Origin of the sequence: Azospirillum fermentarium (assembly GCF_025961205.1) — a bacterium.
Classification (GTDB): domain Bacteria; phylum Pseudomonadota; class Alphaproteobacteria; order Azospirillales; family Azospirillaceae; genus Azospirillum; species Azospirillum fermentarium.
This window is the reverse complement of sequence record NZ_JAOQNH010000002.1, coordinates 927,501-942,724: the sequence shown is the minus strand read 5'-3', so window position 1 is coordinate 942,724 and position 15,224 is coordinate 927,501. Positions and strand designations below refer to the sequence as shown.

The window sequence follows — 15,224 nt, the reverse complement described above, 5'->3', positions numbered from 1 at the left end:
GTAACATGCAACAATTAGCGCTCTAATTTAGGCATGTTGCGTTACGTCACTGAGCGCGTTCGGAAGATGGCAGGATTCTTTGCTTCAAGAAAAGTGATTTTGTTTTGCAAATGTTATCAATTGTTGTGCCGTCTATGTGTGGCGGACAATAATTTCCGTCATTCATACGTGTTTTTTGTTGTTAGATAACATTGATGGCCATATCAACCGGCGATATTGCAGGGGACGGGATGCCGAATTGATGCGGTATCCATCAATTATACCCGTTTATGCGGGAAAAAATGGCCATGCTTCCGCTGATCATGGCGAAGAGAAACGAAAAATTCTCTTTTCGGGGGAAAGATGCTGTGGGGTGAGACGAAAGGGCATGTCTTTGCAAAGCTCCGCCAGCATTCACTGTGGCGGATTGTCGCGCTTCATGAAAGTGCTGGCAAAATCACGCCCCGGGGGCGGGCGGCTCCCCATACAGCCGCCGCCGGGCCAGATACGCGGCGATCTCGGCGGGCAGCAGCCCGGCGGTTGCCGCCCCGGTGGCCAGGCGGCGGCGGGCTTCGGTGCTGGACCATTCCCCGCCGGCTTCCGACTCGAAGCGCGGCAGCACCAGCGGTGGGGCCAGCCGTTCGATGTCCGCCCAGCCGGGCCAGCGGGGGGCGTGACGGGCCACATCCTCCCCCATGACAAGGGTGAACCGGACATCGGGATGGCGGACGGCCAGGGCGTGGACCAGGGCATGGGTCTTGACCGGCCCCCCCAGGCGCCCTTCCAGTTCGGCTTCCAGGGGGCAGACCTCCACCCGTTGCCCCAGCGGCGCCGCCAGCATCCGGCACATGGCCATCCGATCGGCGAAGGGGGCCAGCGGCTTGCCGCCGGGATGCCGGGCCACGGGCACCAGCCACACCGCGGCGATGCCGGGGGACGCCAGAACCGCGGCGCACAGCCGCCGGTGTCCCAGATGGGGAGGGTTGAAACTTCCCCCCAGAAGCGCAACCCTTGCCTCTGCCGTCATCATCGGAGCCTTGTGGGTATCGGCCTCAACCGGAAAGCGGGGAGCGTGCCATGCAGCAGCCATCACCGGATTTCACCATACGGCCTTTCGCGGCGGAAGACATCGCCGCCCACGCCGCCGCCGTCGCCGCGTCCCGTCCCCAGCTTGCCGCCGGCCTGTCGTGGGCCACGCCGGCCTATGGTCTCAACGAAAGCGCCGCCTGGGTCATGTCCCGCGGGCCGGCGTGGGCGCAGGGCGGCGAATACAGCTTCGTGATCGAACACACCCCGTCGCGCGGCTTTGCCGGGTGCTGCGGCATCAACCGGCTGGACTGGCCGCACCGGGTGGGGAACCTGACCTATTGGGTCGATTCGCGCTGGGCCGGGCGCGGTGCCGCCACCGCGGGCGCGGTTCTGGCCGCCCGCTTCGCCTTTGCCAACCTGGGTCTTCAGCGGGTGGAGGTCCTGGTGGCCGTGGACAATCCCGCCAGCCTGCGGGTCGCGGAAAAGCTGGGCGCCGTGCGCGAGGGCGTGCTGCGCCGCCGCCTGCTGCTGGGCGGGGTGCGCAAGGATGCGGTGCTTCTGTCGGTCCTGCCGCGCGAGCTGAACGAACCCACCGTCGAGCGGTTGCCCCTGTAGCTCCGCCTCGGCCGGGGCCGTCATCCGCCGTCCAGCCGATCCGCCACCGCCGCCGCCGTCAGCGCGGCGGCGGCGACCGTCACCCGTTCCGGCCGGGGATGGCGCAGGGCCAGCGCCAGCGGGTGATCGGGCATGGGAAGCAGGCGGCGGAACAGCCAGCCGCCGGGGTCGTCCCCGCCCCCCGGTGCAAAGCCGATGGACAGCGGCGCCAGGGTCCGCGGGTCCAGGGTGAAGGCAAAGGAGTCCAGGGGCAGCGACAGCCCCAGCCCCACCGCCTTGATATAGGCTTCCTTGCAGGTCCAGAATCCATACAGCGCGTCGCGCCGGATGCCGCCGGGAAGGGCTTGGGCCTGTGCCACCTCTGCCGGCGCGAAGAAATGGGCGGCCAGATCCATGGTCAGGGTGCCGCGGGCGGTGTCCTCGGTATCGATCCCCACGTCATGGCCCCGGCACACCGCCGCCGCCACCAGCCGCCGCGTGTGGGACAGGTTGAACCGCAGCGGCGCACGCCCGGCCCGATCCGCCGCCATGTCCGCCGCGATTTCCGGGCGCCCGTGCGCGGTGGCCGTGAAGCGCCATGCTCCCGGCGGCACGGTCCCGTCACACGCCGACAGCATCACCCGCACCAGCGCGTGGGCGGCGATGAAGGCGCGGCGGTCCGCCTCGAACCGGAACCGGGCGGCCCGTTCCCGTTCCGCACCGCTCAGCCCGCGCTCCAGCCGGGCCCAATCGGCCCCGGCGTCTTCCACCGGCAGCCACCACACCGCAACATGGTCATCGGGAAGGGGAGATCGAAGCATCGGCTGGGCACGGGGACTGTTGCGGGCGGGGGAAGTATGGGGCGTTTCGCGGCGGCGGGGGAGAGGGAAACTCCCTGAATGGGGGGAGCGCCTGGCGAAAGGTCATAGTCGCGAAGTACAATCGCACCGGCTTCGTTCCCCATGCTAGTATCCGCTTCGATAGCAAGGTTAAGCGAATCGCATGATTGGCCCGATCCCGCGCAATGGGGGTAGAGGCCGGCGGGAACGGCGCTTTGGCCTTGTCGGTTGTCGGTGAAGACACTATCCCGGTGACGCCATGCGCTGTCTTTTCCATTACCCCTGTATCGTGGCGGGTTCACTTTCGTGATGCGTCTTCCTCTTTCGCGTTTTCTTTCCAAGGTCGATACCCGTGCCGCTCTGGCCGGTCTGGTTCTGGCGATGGGTGCCGTGGGCGGGGTGGCCTGGGGTGTGGTCACCGCCCTGGACTACACCGATACGCTGGAGCGGGCGGAGAGCAACCTTCGCCAATCGGCCGAACTGCTGGAAACCCACAGCCGCAGCGCCCTGATCCGCAGCCTGGAACGGCTGGACCGGGTGTCGGCGGCGCTGGACGGCGGCGGCATGGCGGCGGTGGCCGGCGACGGGCTGCCCGAACTGCTGTCCGCCCCCGTCGGCACCGTGTCGGTGATGGATGGGAGCGGGCGGGATCTGTTCGGGCCGGCCATCGACTTCCACATTCCCTCCGCGTCGGCCCTGCGGGCCATGGCGGCGGCGGACGGCGGCACCGGTATCCTGATGGCGCCGGGCGATGTGCACGGGGGGCCCGTGGTCGCCATCGGCCGCCGTATCGCCGGACGCAGCGGTGAAAAGGAAGGGGCGGTGTTCGTCACCCAGCCCTCGGCCTCCCTCAGCGCGGTCCTGCGGGTGCTGGACGACGGCGGGCGCCGCATCGCGGGCCTGTTCCGCATCGATGGGTCGCCGGTCTTCGGGGCGGGCGATCCCATTCCCGGCCTGTTCGACGGCGGCGGGGCCGTGGGCAGCGGCACCGGCTGGCTGGGCGGGCAGTCGTATGTGATGGCGTGGCGGCGCATGAGCGCGCCGCCCGGCGGCGCCCTGCCGGTGGTGGCGGTGGTGGCCGAGCCGCGCACCCACGTTCTGGCGCCCTGGTGGTCGCGGGTGGAGCGGGCGGCCGTGGTGGCCGGGGCCAGCCTTGCGGCCCTGCTGGCCCTGGGCGTCCTGGCCTGGGGGAGCCTGCGGCGGGAGGAGACCGCGGTGAAGGCGCTGGCCGAGGCCAAGGCCCGGCTGGAGCAGCGGGTGGACGAGCGCACCGCCGACCTCAGCGCCGCCAACCAGAAACTGGCCGAGGCGCTGTCCGATGCCGAACGGGCCAACGCCGCCAAGGGACGTTTCCTCGCCGCGGCCAACCACGATCTGCGCCAGCCGTTCCAGGCGTTGCGCCTGTTCCACCACCTGCTGGGCGGACGGCTGAAGGACGCCGGCTCCCAATCCATCGCCCAGAAGATGGGGGAGGCGCTGGAGAGCGGCGAAAAGCTGCTGCATTCCCTGCTGGAGGTGGCGACGCTGGATGCCGGCGTGGTGCGCCCGGTCATCGCCGCCGTGCCCATCGCCCCGGTGCTGAACGATGCGGTGGGCGAGTTCCGTGAGGCCGCCGCCGCCAAGGGGCTGGAGGTGCGGCTGGTGCCGTCGCGGGCGGTGGTGCGCACCGATCCCGCCATGCTGGGGCGGATACTGCACCATCTGCTGGGCAACGCCATCGCCTTTACCTCCGGCGGCGGCATCCTGATCGGCTGCCGTCACCGCGGCCAATGGCTGCGGATCGAGGTGTGGGACACCGGTGCCGGCATCCCCGCCGACCAGCTCGACGCCATCTTCGAAGATTTCGTGCAGTTGAACAACCCCGAACGCGACCGCCGCCGCGGCCTGGGCCTGGGCCTGTCGAAGGTGCGGCGCAAGGCGGCGCTGCTGGGCCATACGGTGGAGGTGCGCTCGCGCCCCGGCCATGGCTCCGTCTTTTCCATCGTCGTGCCCATCGCCGCCGCGGATTCCGCCGCCACCGCCGCCACGGTGAAGGGCGGCGGCGCCGCCGCCCCGGACAACCGCCGCATCCTGGTCGTCGAGGACGATCCCATGCAGCGCGCGGCCATCCAGCTTTTGCTGGAAACCTGGGGCCACACCGTCACCGCCGCCGCGGACGGCGAAGCGGCCCTGGCCGCTGTGCGCCTGTCCGGCGGTATGCCCGAGGTCATCGTCACCGACTTCCGCCTGCCCGGTGCCTTGACGGGGGTGGACATCGTGCGGGCGGTGGGGGACATCGCCGGCCACCCGGTGCCGGGGGTGATCCTGACCGGCGACACCGCCCCCGAACGCATCCGCGAAGCGGTGGCCACCGGATGCCGGCTGCTGCACAAGCCCTTCACCCCATCGCTGCTGAAGGACGCGCTGGCGGCCATCGGCGCCCCCGACCCCGCATCCCCGCGGCAGCACGCCGTCACCGCCACCATATGACGCATGGGCGGCGCTCATGACTTCCCAAACAGGGTAGGCGTCGCCATATGGCAATGATCGACTGCGTATCCGTCTGCCTCAGCGCGTCTTTTGCGGAGCGTCCGTGCCCATGCCGCACCAGCGTCCCCTGACCCGCCTGGACCAGCCGCAACTGGACGTGATGGTCCGGCGGCACGAGATGTTCCGCAACGCACGGGTGGGAGGCGCGCGGGCGATCCTGGCCTTTTCCGACCTGTCGGGGCTGTCGCTGGCGGGCCGCGATCTGGCTCACGCCGACCTGACCGGGGCCAGCCTGCGCGGCGCCAATCTGGCAGGCGCGCGGCTGGACTGCGCCTCCCTCTTCGCGGCCGACCTGCGCCAGACCAATCTGGAAAACGCCAGCCTGATCAAGACCGACCTGCGCGGGGCGTGCCTGCGCGGGGCGATCCTGATCGGCGCCAACCTGTTCGAAGCCGACCTGCGCGACGGCTCGCTGGCGGAAAAGGACCGTGCCGGCAACCTGCACCTGATCCAGATCGACGGGCCGATGCCGGCGGAGGCGTCGGGTGCCGATCTGTCGGGGGCCGACCTGACCAACGCCCGGCTGTCGGGCGCCATGGCCGTGCACACCGATTTCACCGACGCCGTGATGCGGGGGTGCAAGCTGGTGCGGGCCACCATGCGCGGCGCCAACTTCTCCGGCTCGATCCTGGAGGGGGCGGACCTGTCGGGCGCCGATCTGTCCGGGGCGTGCCTGCGCGGCGCGGTGCTGACCGGGGCCGCCCTGACCATGACCAACTTTGACAACGCCGACATGGAAGACGCCATGACCGACAAGCCGGTCGGGCGCACCGTGGACGAGCTGGGCCGCCCGCTGGAGGAGCTGCTGCGCGATCACATCCTGTGGGTCGGCACCGGCGGTGCCCAGGGGGCTGCCCTGGATCTCGGCGGTTTCGACCTGCGCGGCGGCCCGTCGCTGGCCCACGCCTGCCTGACCATGCTGCGGGCCGAGGGCGTGACGCTCTATGGCCTGGATCTGTCGGGGGTGCAGCTTCAGGCCGCGGTGATGGAACAGGCCGACCTGCGCTCCGTCAAGCTGACCAGCGCCGACCTGCGCGGCGTCAACCTCAAGGGGGCCAAGCTCAACAACGCCGATCTGCGCAACGCCAACCTGCGCTCGCTGGTGTTCGACGAGGACCGGCGGATGCCCGCCAACCTGTCCGGTGCCCGGCTGCGCTACGCCGATTTCCGCGGCGCCTGCCTGCGCAGCGCCAACCTGACCGGTGCCGACCTGTCGTTCGCCAACCTGACCGGCTGCGATCTGGGCAAGGCCGATCTGTCCCACGCCCGCCTGTTCGGTGCGCGGGTCGAACGCCGCGCCCTGATGGACGGGGTGAACCTGGAAGGGGTGGCGGGGCTGAAACTGTAACGTGCGCCGCCGCCCGTGACCTCTGCGCCGCACCGCGGGCAGTTATTTGATTTTCGGGCAGGACGGCGGCTTGCACCGCCCGTGGGGCTGCCGTAAGGTCCAGTGCCGTTTCATCACATGACGACCGGCTTTTTCCAACCACCTCCATCGTTTTCAGAGGCAGCCCACGCCATGTCGATCCTCGCCTCCCGCCTGTCGCGCATCAAACCGTCGCCGACCATCGCCGTGACCCAGAAAGCCCGCGAATTGCAGGCGGCTGGCCGCGACGTGATCGGCCTCGGCGCCGGCGAGCCGGACTTCGACACCCCCGAGAACATCAAAGCCGCCGCGGTCAAGGCCATCGAGGCCGGTGACACCAAGTACACCGCCGTGGACGGCACCCCTGCGTTGAAGAAGGCCATCTGCGCCAAGTTCGCGCGGGAAAACGGCCTGACGTACACCCCCGACCAGATCACCGTCGGCGTGGGCGGCAAGCAGGTGCTGTACAACGCCCTGATGGCGACCCTGAACGCGGGCGACGAGGTGATCATCCCCGCCCCGTACTGGGTGTCGTACCCCGACATGGTGGAACTGGCCGAAGGCACCCCCGTCTTCGTCAAGTGCCCGGCGGAAACCGGCTTCAAGCTGACCGCCGATGCGCTGGAAAAGGCCATCACGCCCAAGACCAAGTGGCTGATCCTGAACTCGCCGTCCAACCCCTCGGGCGCCGCCTACACGCGCGCCGAGATGAAGGCGCTGACCGACGTGCTGCTGAAGTACCCGCACGTCTGGGTGATGAGCGATGACATGTACGAGCACCTGCTCTACGACGGCATCGACTTCTGCACCCCGGCCCAGGTGGAACCCGCGCTGTTCAACCGCACCTTGACCGTGAACGGCGTGTCCAAGGCCTATGCGATGACCGGCTGGCGCATCGGCTATGCCGGCGGCCCGAAGGAGCTGATCAAGGCCATCGGCATCATCCAGAGCCAGTCCACCTCGAACCCCACCTCCATCAGCCAGGCGGCAGCGGTCGAGGCCCTGAACGGCCCGCAGGACTTCATCACCGAACGCGCCGAGGCTTTCCGCGCCCGCCGCGATCTGGTGGTGTCGATGCTCAATCAGGCCACCGGCCTGAACTGCCCCAAGCCCGAAGGCGCCTTCTACGTCTATCCGTCGTGCGCCGGCACCATCGGCAAGACCACGCCGGACGGCAAGGTCATCGAAACCGACGAGGATTTCGTGACCTACCTGCTGGAATCCGAAGGTGTGGCCGTGGTGCAGGGGTCGGCCTTCGGCCTCGCCCCGCACTTCCGCATCTCCTACGCCACCAGCACCGAAGCGCTGGAAGAAGCCTGCCGCCGCATTCAGCGTGCGTGCGCCAATCTGAAGTGACACCGGCAGACGCGGTGCAAGCGTTTGCCGGCTCCGCACCCCTAGGGGCGCGGAAGAGCCGGCAGGGCGTTTGACCGCAAGACGGCACGTCAATGCCTTGACGGGTCGGTAGAAAAGAAAGGGGGCGGGTGCCGGTCTTCGGCACCCGCCCTTTTTGCGTCTGCCGGCCGTGCCGGGAGCTTCGTCTCCATCCCCCCGAACCGCACTGAATTTGTCGGATATTCTGTTTCTTAAGAAACAGGAGTTATCATACGATTGTCTTTCGGCGCGCGGTTGCCGGGGGTCTGTTTGGGGGGGGCGTGCCGTCCGCGCCGCCCATTGCGTCCAGCCTAGGGGGGAGGCGTTGCATGAGCGTAAGCTCAGCCATCACCATTCTGGGGGGCGGAACCGGCTCCGTTCCACTATCGAAGTGATTATTATCTATCTCAAATAGGGTAATAGAATTATCCCCCGAGGGTGCCCATGGTGTGGAAGAGTCTGTCGAAAGCGGTGTTGAGCACGAGCAGCCTGACGAGCTTGCTGTTCATCTGCGGTCCGCTGCCGGCCCAGACTTTGCCGCACGGAGGGAACTTTGTGGCCGGGCAGGGGGGGATCGCCCAGTCCGGGACGGAGATGACCGTCACCCAATCGTCGGCCCGCGGCGTGGTCAATTGGCAGGGCTTCAGCATCGGTTCCGGCAACACCGTCCAGTTCAACAACGGTTCCGGGGCGACGTTGAACCGGGTGACCGGCGGTGACCCGTCGCAGATCATGGGCACGCTGAAGGCCACGGGGTCGGTCTATGTGGTCAATCCCCACGGTGTGGTGATCGGCGAGTCGGGGGTGGTCGCCACCGGCGGCAGCTTCGTCGCCACGACGCTCAATGTTCCCGACGACCGGTTCATGGCCGGCGGCGACACAGGCTTCGCCGGCGATTCCAAGGCGTCGGTGGTCAATCTGGGCAAGATCTCGTCCACCGGTGGCGACGTTGCCCTGATCGCGCGCGAGGTGGTGAACAGGGGCGAGATCCGCGCGCCCAAGGGGTCCGCGGTCCTGGCGTCCGGGTCCGAGGTGCTGCTCAAGGAAAAAGGCGACGGGGAAAAAGGCGGCGGCGAACGGGTCTATGTCCGTGCCGGCTCCAGCGCCGGGTCGGTGGAAACCTCCGGCCTGATTGAATCGGCGCAGGCGGAATTGAAGGCCGCGGGCGGCAACGTCTATGCCTTGGCCGGCAACAACGGCGGGGTGGTGCGGGCCACGGGCGCGGAGAACCGCGGGGGCCGGGTGTGGCTGTCGGCCACCGGCGGCAACGGGGCCGGCGGGCACGTGGTCACGTCGGGCACGGTCACCGCCACCAACGCCGACGGCGGCGGCGGGGCGGTGTCGGTGTCGGCCCCCGACGGCATGGCCATGCACACCGGCACCCTGTCGGCCAGCGGCACCACCGGCGGCACGGTGGCGGTGCAGGCCAAGACCGTCATCAACCAGGGGCGCGTCAGCGCCGACGGCACCGCCGGGCGCGGCGGGCGGGTGGCGCTGACCGCTTCCGGCAACGCCATGGACACCACCGCGGCGCGCACCTCGGCCAAGGGCTCCCATGGCGGCGGCGCGGTCACCGTGGCGGCGGGCGGGTCGGTGTTCCTGTCGGGACAGGTGGATGTGACCGGGACCGGCGGTGCCGGCGGCACGGCGGATGTGTTCGGCACCGACACGGTGCGGCTGGTGGGGGCGTCGGTGGACGCCTCGGGCCGGACGGTGGGCGGCACCATCCGGGTGGGTGGCGATTACCAGGGGCAGGGCGATGTGCCCAAGGCGCGGCAGTCGATCCTGACCCCGGCCACCACCCTGACGGCGGACGGGCTGGTGGCGGCCGGCCGGGTGATCGTATGGTCGCAGGAGCGGACGGAGTTCGCCGGCCTGATCTTCGCCCGCGGCGGCGACGGCTTCGTGGAGGTGTCGTCCAAGGACGCGCTGGCCTTTGCCGGGGCGGTGACGGCGGACACGCTGCTGCTCGATCCCAAGAACATCACGATCAGCGATACGGGGTCGTACCCCAGCTTTGCCCTGGCCAATCCCAACCCCGGCACCGGCATCACCTCGGTCGTCGTGCTGCCCAACGGCAACGTGGTGGTATCGAACAGCAACGACACGGCGGGGGGCGCGCAAGCGGGGGCGGTGTATCTGTTCAACGGCGCCACCGGGGCGCTGATCTCCACCCTGACCGGCTCCAGGGCGGCGGATCAGGTGGGTCTTGCCTACCCCACGATCCTGTCCAACGGCAATTACGTGCTGCGCAGTTCGACGTGGGACAACGGCACGGTGGTGGATGCCGGGGCGGTGACCTGGGGCAGTGCCACCAGCGGCGTTGCCGGCGTGGTTTCGGTGGCCAACAGCCTGGTCGGGACGGCGGTATCCGATGCGGTCGGAAGCTTCAACCCGCTGGTGCTGAGCAACGGCAATTATGTCGTCACCACGTCGAACTGGGCGAACGGCACCCAGATCAACGCCGGAGCGGTGACCTGGGGCAACGGCACCACCGGCGTCAGCGGGGCCATTTCCGCAGCCAACAGCGTGGTGGGAAGCCACGCCGGGGATCAGGTCGGCTCCACCAACCCGGTGGAACTGGACAGCGGGAATGTCGTCTTCGCCTCCCCCTCATGGACCAATGGGACGGAGGGTGCCGCCGGGGCGGTGACGTGGATGGACGGGGCCACCGGCCTGACGGGCACGATTTCCGCCAGCAACAGCCTGATCGGCACCGCCGCCAACAGCCGGGTCGGCAGCGGCGGCATCACCAAGCTGAGCAACGGCCATTTCGTGATCGCATCCCCCAATTGGGGCAATGGGACGCTGACCATGCTGGGCGCGGTGACGTGGGGCAACGGCACCACCGGCATCACCGGCACGGTGTCGGCCGCCAACAGCCTGATCGGTGCGTCCAACGACGATACCGTCGGCCTGGGCAACCCCAATACCACGCCCAATGTCAGCGGGGTCAACGCGCTGGGCAACGGCAATTACGTGGTCATCAGCCCATATTGGAAGAACGGCACGGTGGCAAACGCCGGTGCCGTCACATGGCGCGACGGATCGACGGCAAACGGCGCCACCGGGGCGGTGGTCGGCAGCGCCAACAGCGTGATCGGCGCCCTGCCGGGCGACCAGCTTGGGAGCGGTGGTTTCCTTCGCCTGACCAACGACAACTGGGTGGTGTCCAGCACGGTTGCCGACCGGCTGGACACGGCGGTGACGGTGAGCGACGTCGGCGTCGTCACCTGGGGCAGCGGCACCGCCGGACGCACCGGGGTCGTCGATTCCACCAACAGCCTGATGGGAACCTCCACCGGCGACAAGGTGGGCGGCTCTCTGATTGCCTTGACCAACGGCAATTACGTCACCCGCACGGGATATTGGCGGATCAATGCCAGCACCACCGATGTCGGCGCGGTGACCTGGGGCAACGGCACCACCGGCACCACCGGGCTGGTGAGCGCGGCCAACAGTCTGGTGGGCACGCGCACCGGCGATGCCGTCGGCGGCAACACCACCACCTCCGCAAGAATCACCCCGCTCGCAAGCGGCAACTTCGTCGTCATCAGCAGCGGGTGGGACAATGGAACCGTCGCGAACGCGGGGGCCGTGACCTGGGGTGATGGTGCCGGTGGAACCACCATCGGGACGCTTGACGGCAGCAACAGCTTGGTCGGCTCCTCGAGCAACGATCAGGTCGGCAACCTCGGGATCACCGAACTCACCAACGGCAACTTCGTGGTCCGCTCCAGCCTTTGGAAGAACGTGAGCAAGAGCGGCGCCGGAGCCGTGACGTGGATGAGCGGAACGGCGCGATCGGCCGTCGGGGCGATCACGTCCAGCAACAGCGTGATCGGTTCAACCACAAACGATGCCGTCGGCAGCAAGGGCATCACCGCGCTGTCCGACGGCAATTATCTCATCCTCAGTCCCAGCTGGGACAACGGCACCATTGCGAACGCCGGAGCGATCACCTGGGGCAACGGCACCACCGGCTTCAGTGGCGAGCTGAACAGCGGCAACAGCCTGGTCGGCACCCGTGGCAGCGACCAGGTGGGTAACTCCACGCCGGTGGATCTGGGCAACGGCAACTATGTCTTCACCACCACGGGATGGGATTATGTGTCGGGCGCGATCACCATCACCGATGCCGGGGCCGTGACGTGGTTCAGCACCGCCGGCACCTTTCCCACCGCGATCACCACCGCCAACAGCGTCATCGGCGCCCATAACAACGATAAGCTCGGTTCCGGCGGCATCACGGCGCTGCCCAACGGCAACTATGTGGTGCTGAGCCGGGATTGGGGCAATGGCACCAGCACCAAGCTGGGCGCGGTGACGTGGTTCGACGGCAGCGTTGCCCCCACCATCGGAACCCTATCGGCGGCCAACAGCCTGATCGGCTCCAGGGCCAACGATCAGGTGAGACAGCAGGGCCTGGTGATTCTGAGGGATGGCAACTATGTCATCACCAGCCGGGGATGGGATTATGTTTCGGGCGGGACCACCATCACCGACGCGGGTGCCGTGACGTGGGGCAGCGCCACCGGCGGCATCACAGGGGTGGTGTCCGCGGCCAACAGCATCATCGGCACAGAGGCGTCCACCAGCTTCACTGTCACCGAGGCCGGCGCAAACGGAAACGGCTTCATCGCCTATTCCACCACCAAGGGCACGGTCTACAGCAGCGCGTTCGACAACGCGCTGATTCCGTTCGGGCTTGGCAACGGGGACATGACCCTCTCGACGGCGTATCTGAACAACACGCTCAGCGCCGGCACATCCATCACGTTGCAGGCCAGCAACGACATCACGGTCAACAACGCCATTTCCGCCAGCAAGACGGGGGCCAACATCGGGGCTCTGACCTTGCAGGCGGGCCGCTCCATCCTGCTCAACGCCGGCATCACCATCACCGATGGGGATCTGACGCTGACCGCGAACGAAACCCTGGCGAACGGGGTGGTGGACGCCCAGCGCGATGCCGGGGCCGCGGCCATCACCATGGCATCAGGCGCGTCGATCAACCTGGGTTCCGGCACCCTGTCGATGCTGCTGTCCACCGGTCTGGGCAAGACCTACGCCACGTCGGGGGCCATCACCCTGCGCGACATCACTGCCGGCACCCTGTCGGTGTTGAACCGTGGCCCCACCGCCGGCAGCGATGTGATTCTGAACGGCACGCTGACCGCATCGGGGGCGGGGGATGCGGTGGTTCTGGCAGCCGACAACGGCGTTTTCACCAACAACACCGGCGCCGGTGCGATTTCGCCCGGCACCGGCCGTTTCCTGATCTATTCGTCCGACAGCACCACCACCACGCTGGGCAGCCTGAGCACGGGCACGGCGCTCTACAGCAAGACCTACACCACCTATGACCCCTCGTCGGTGACGGAAACCGGCAACCGCATCCTGTATGCGAATGCTTCGCCGCTACCGCCTCCACCGCCGCCGCCGGTCTCACCACCCGTGTCCCCACCACCGCCGCCGCCGGTCTCACCACCCGTGTCCCCACCACCGTCGCCGCCGGTCTCACCACCCGTGTCCCCACCACCGTCGCCGCCGGTCTCACCACCCGTGTCCCCACCACCGTCGCCGCCGGTCTCACCACCCGTGTCCCCACCACCGTCGCCGCCGGTCTCACCACCCGTGTCCCCACCACCGTCGCCGCCGGTCTCACCGCCCGTGTCCCCACCACTGTCGCCGCCGGTCTCACCACCCGTGTCCCCACCACCGTCGCCGCCGGTCTCACCACCCGTGTCCCCACCGCCATCCCCACCGCCATCCCCGCCGGTCTCACCGCCGCCACCGGTGACCGTGCTGTCGCCGCCGGTGATCGGGGGCACGGTTTCCGTTGCATCCAGCACCAACGCCGTGTCCTTGCCCATCGCATCGGTTCCGCAGACCGCGGTGAGCGCGTCCACATCGGCGTCCTCCACGTCATCGGCGGCCATACCGGCGAGCACGGCGGCCACACCCGTGACCGCCGGACTGACAGGCCAGGTGATGCCCGCCGTGTCGGCGGCGGCTTCTGGAAACGGTATCGTCACCGTGCAGGTCTCCGCTTCGGCGGCGCCTGGACAGGCCGCCGCGGCGCTTCCGGCCGGCACACGGGTCGAGGCATCGGTCAGTGCCGGAGGATTCAACGTGGTCTACAGCCAATCGGCCAGCCAGGCCGCCGCGTCCGCGTCTGTGCCGGGACCGTCCGCCGCGGGGGCCCCGGCGCCAGCCGGGGGTGGTTCGGTCTCCGCCAAAGGGGAGGGGAGCACCGCGGCCCTGGCCTCGGCGTCCAGCTTCAACACGTTCAAGGCCGAAGAAACGCCGAACGTGTCCCTGGTGGAAGACAGGCAGCAGAGCACAAGCGCCGCCGGTCCGGCCGGGCGCCGGGAACCGCAGGGGGGCGGGTCGTGACGATGCTGCGGCCGTGCCGCTCGCCCAAGACCCGTTGCCGGCGGACCTTGGGCGGTTCCGTTCTGTTCGGGGCCGTGCTGGCCGTTGCCGTCCCCGCCGCAGCCCAGGATTTCGAGCGGATCGCGCCAAAGACCCCGCCGGCCAACCCGCCGGTCCAGGGACTGACGGCGCCGGCGGTCCCGGCGCCGACGCCGGGGGGCGGGCAGGTGCTGATGCCGGCGCTGAAGGGGCTGGTGTTCCTGTCGTCCGCCGGCCAGCTCCGCCCCGGCGGAATATCGGGCCAGGGCATCGACAGCGCCCGTGTGGACGTGCTGGACACACCGGATTTCCGCAGCCGTCTGGCCGCGTTTCTCGGGCGGCCCGTGACGCTGGACATGCTGAACGAGATCAGCCGGCTGACGGTGATCCAGTTCCGTGACAGCGACCATCCGCTGGTCGATGTGGTGATTCCCGAACAGGACATTTCCAACGGGTCGGTGCAGATCCTGGCGCTGGAATTCCGTGCCGGCACCGTGCGCACCGAAGGGGCGGAGTGGTTTTCCGAAAGCCTGCTGCTGCCGCAGGTCCGCACGACCCCCGGCAGCCGCATCATCGGCAGCCGCCTGCTGGAGGATGTCAACTGGCTGAACCAGAACCCGTTCCGGCGGGTGGATCTGGTCTATGAGCGCGCGCAGGAGCCGGGGCGCAGCGACATCGCGCTGCGGGTCCAGGACCGGCTGCCGTTCCGTGCCTTCGCCGGTTACGAAAACACCGGGACCGAGAGCACCGAGCGGGGCCGCAGCTTTCTGGGGTTCAACTGGGGCAACGCCCTGGGGCTGGACCACCAGCTTTCCTACCAGTTCACCGCCAGCCCGGGGTTTTGGAACAATCCCTCGGAGAAGCCGCGCTCGGCCAGCCATTCCGGCAGCTATTTCATTCCGTTGCCGTGGCGGCACACGCTGACGCTGTTCGGCAGCTATTCGGAATCGGTGCCGGAAATCGACAGCAATTTCCACCAGATCGGACGGTCGGCCCAGGCGTCGGCGCGGTACGGCGTGCCGCTGCCGGCGGTGGAAAAGATCACCCACGAGGTGACCGCCGGTTTCGATTGGAAGCGCTCGAACAACGACCTGGAG

8 protein-coding genes (1 of these 8 only partly in view) are annotated in these 15,224 nt (G+C 68.5%); 6 read left to right on the top strand and 2 right to left on the bottom strand.

What is annotated here, in order from left to right; genetic code table 11:
• Window positions 1–436: 436 nt before the first annotated feature.
• Complete coding sequence (locus M2352_RS19000; protein WP_264666070.1) at window positions 437–1,069, bottom strand: nicotinate-nicotinamide nucleotide adenylyltransferase; 633 nt, start codon at window positions 1,067–1,069, stop codon at window positions 437–439.
• Between M2352_RS19000 and M2352_RS18995 the strand changes: the two genes are divergently transcribed.
• On the top strand, window positions 1,057–1,623 hold the full coding sequence (locus tag M2352_RS18995) for a GNAT family N-acetyltransferase (protein WP_264666069.1): 567 nt from the start codon (window positions 1,057–1,059) through the stop codon (window positions 1,621–1,623). The genes M2352_RS19000 and M2352_RS18995 overlap by 13 nt on opposite strands.
• A gap of 20 nt (window positions 1,624–1,643) precedes the next feature.
• Here the strand turns inward: M2352_RS18995 and M2352_RS18990 are convergent, their stop codons facing one another.
• On the bottom strand, window positions 1,644–2,423 hold the full coding sequence (locus M2352_RS18990; RefSeq protein WP_264666068.1) for a 4'-phosphopantetheinyl transferase family protein: 780 nt from the start codon (window positions 2,421–2,423) through the stop codon (window positions 1,644–1,646).
• A gap of 327 nt (window positions 2,424–2,750) precedes the next feature.
• On the opposite strand from M2352_RS18990, the gene M2352_RS18985 reads away from it, so the two are divergent.
• From M2352_RS18985 to M2352_RS18965, 5 genes are all read left to right on the top strand, one after another.
• Window positions 2,751–4,910 carry a hybrid sensor histidine kinase/response regulator gene (locus M2352_RS18985; protein WP_264666067.1) on the top strand — a complete coding sequence of 720 codons (2,160 nt, stop codon included), beginning with the start codon at window positions 2,751–2,753 and terminating at the stop codon, window positions 4,908–4,910.
• Window positions 4,911–5,019: 109 nt separating this feature from the next.
• Complete coding sequence (locus tag M2352_RS18980; protein WP_264666066.1) at window positions 5,020–6,318, top strand: pentapeptide repeat-containing protein; 1,299 nt, start codon at window positions 5,020–5,022, stop codon at window positions 6,316–6,318.
• Between the two features lie 171 nt (window positions 6,319–6,489).
• Window positions 6,490–7,692 carry an aspartate transaminase gene (locus M2352_RS18975; protein WP_264666065.1) on the top strand — a complete coding sequence of 401 codons (1,203 nt, stop codon included), beginning with the start codon at window positions 6,490–6,492 and terminating at the stop codon, window positions 7,690–7,692.
• A gap of 462 nt (window positions 7,693–8,154) precedes the next feature.
• The gene (locus M2352_RS18970) at window positions 8,155–14,109 is read left to right on the top strand and encodes a beta strand repeat-containing protein (protein ID WP_264666064.1); all 5,955 of its coding nucleotides are present in this window, start codon (window positions 8,155–8,157) and stop codon (window positions 14,107–14,109) included.
• A 2-nt stretch (window positions 14,110–14,111) separates the two neighbouring features.
• A protein-coding gene (locus M2352_RS18965) for a ShlB/FhaC/HecB family hemolysin secretion/activation protein (protein WP_264666363.1) crosses the window boundary here: on the top strand, window positions 14,112–15,224 show its 5' portion. 669 nt of this gene lie beyond the right edge of the window; 1,113 of the gene's 1,782 nt are visible here — the first part of the coding sequence; the start codon lies at window positions 14,112–14,114; its stop codon lies beyond the right edge, outside the window.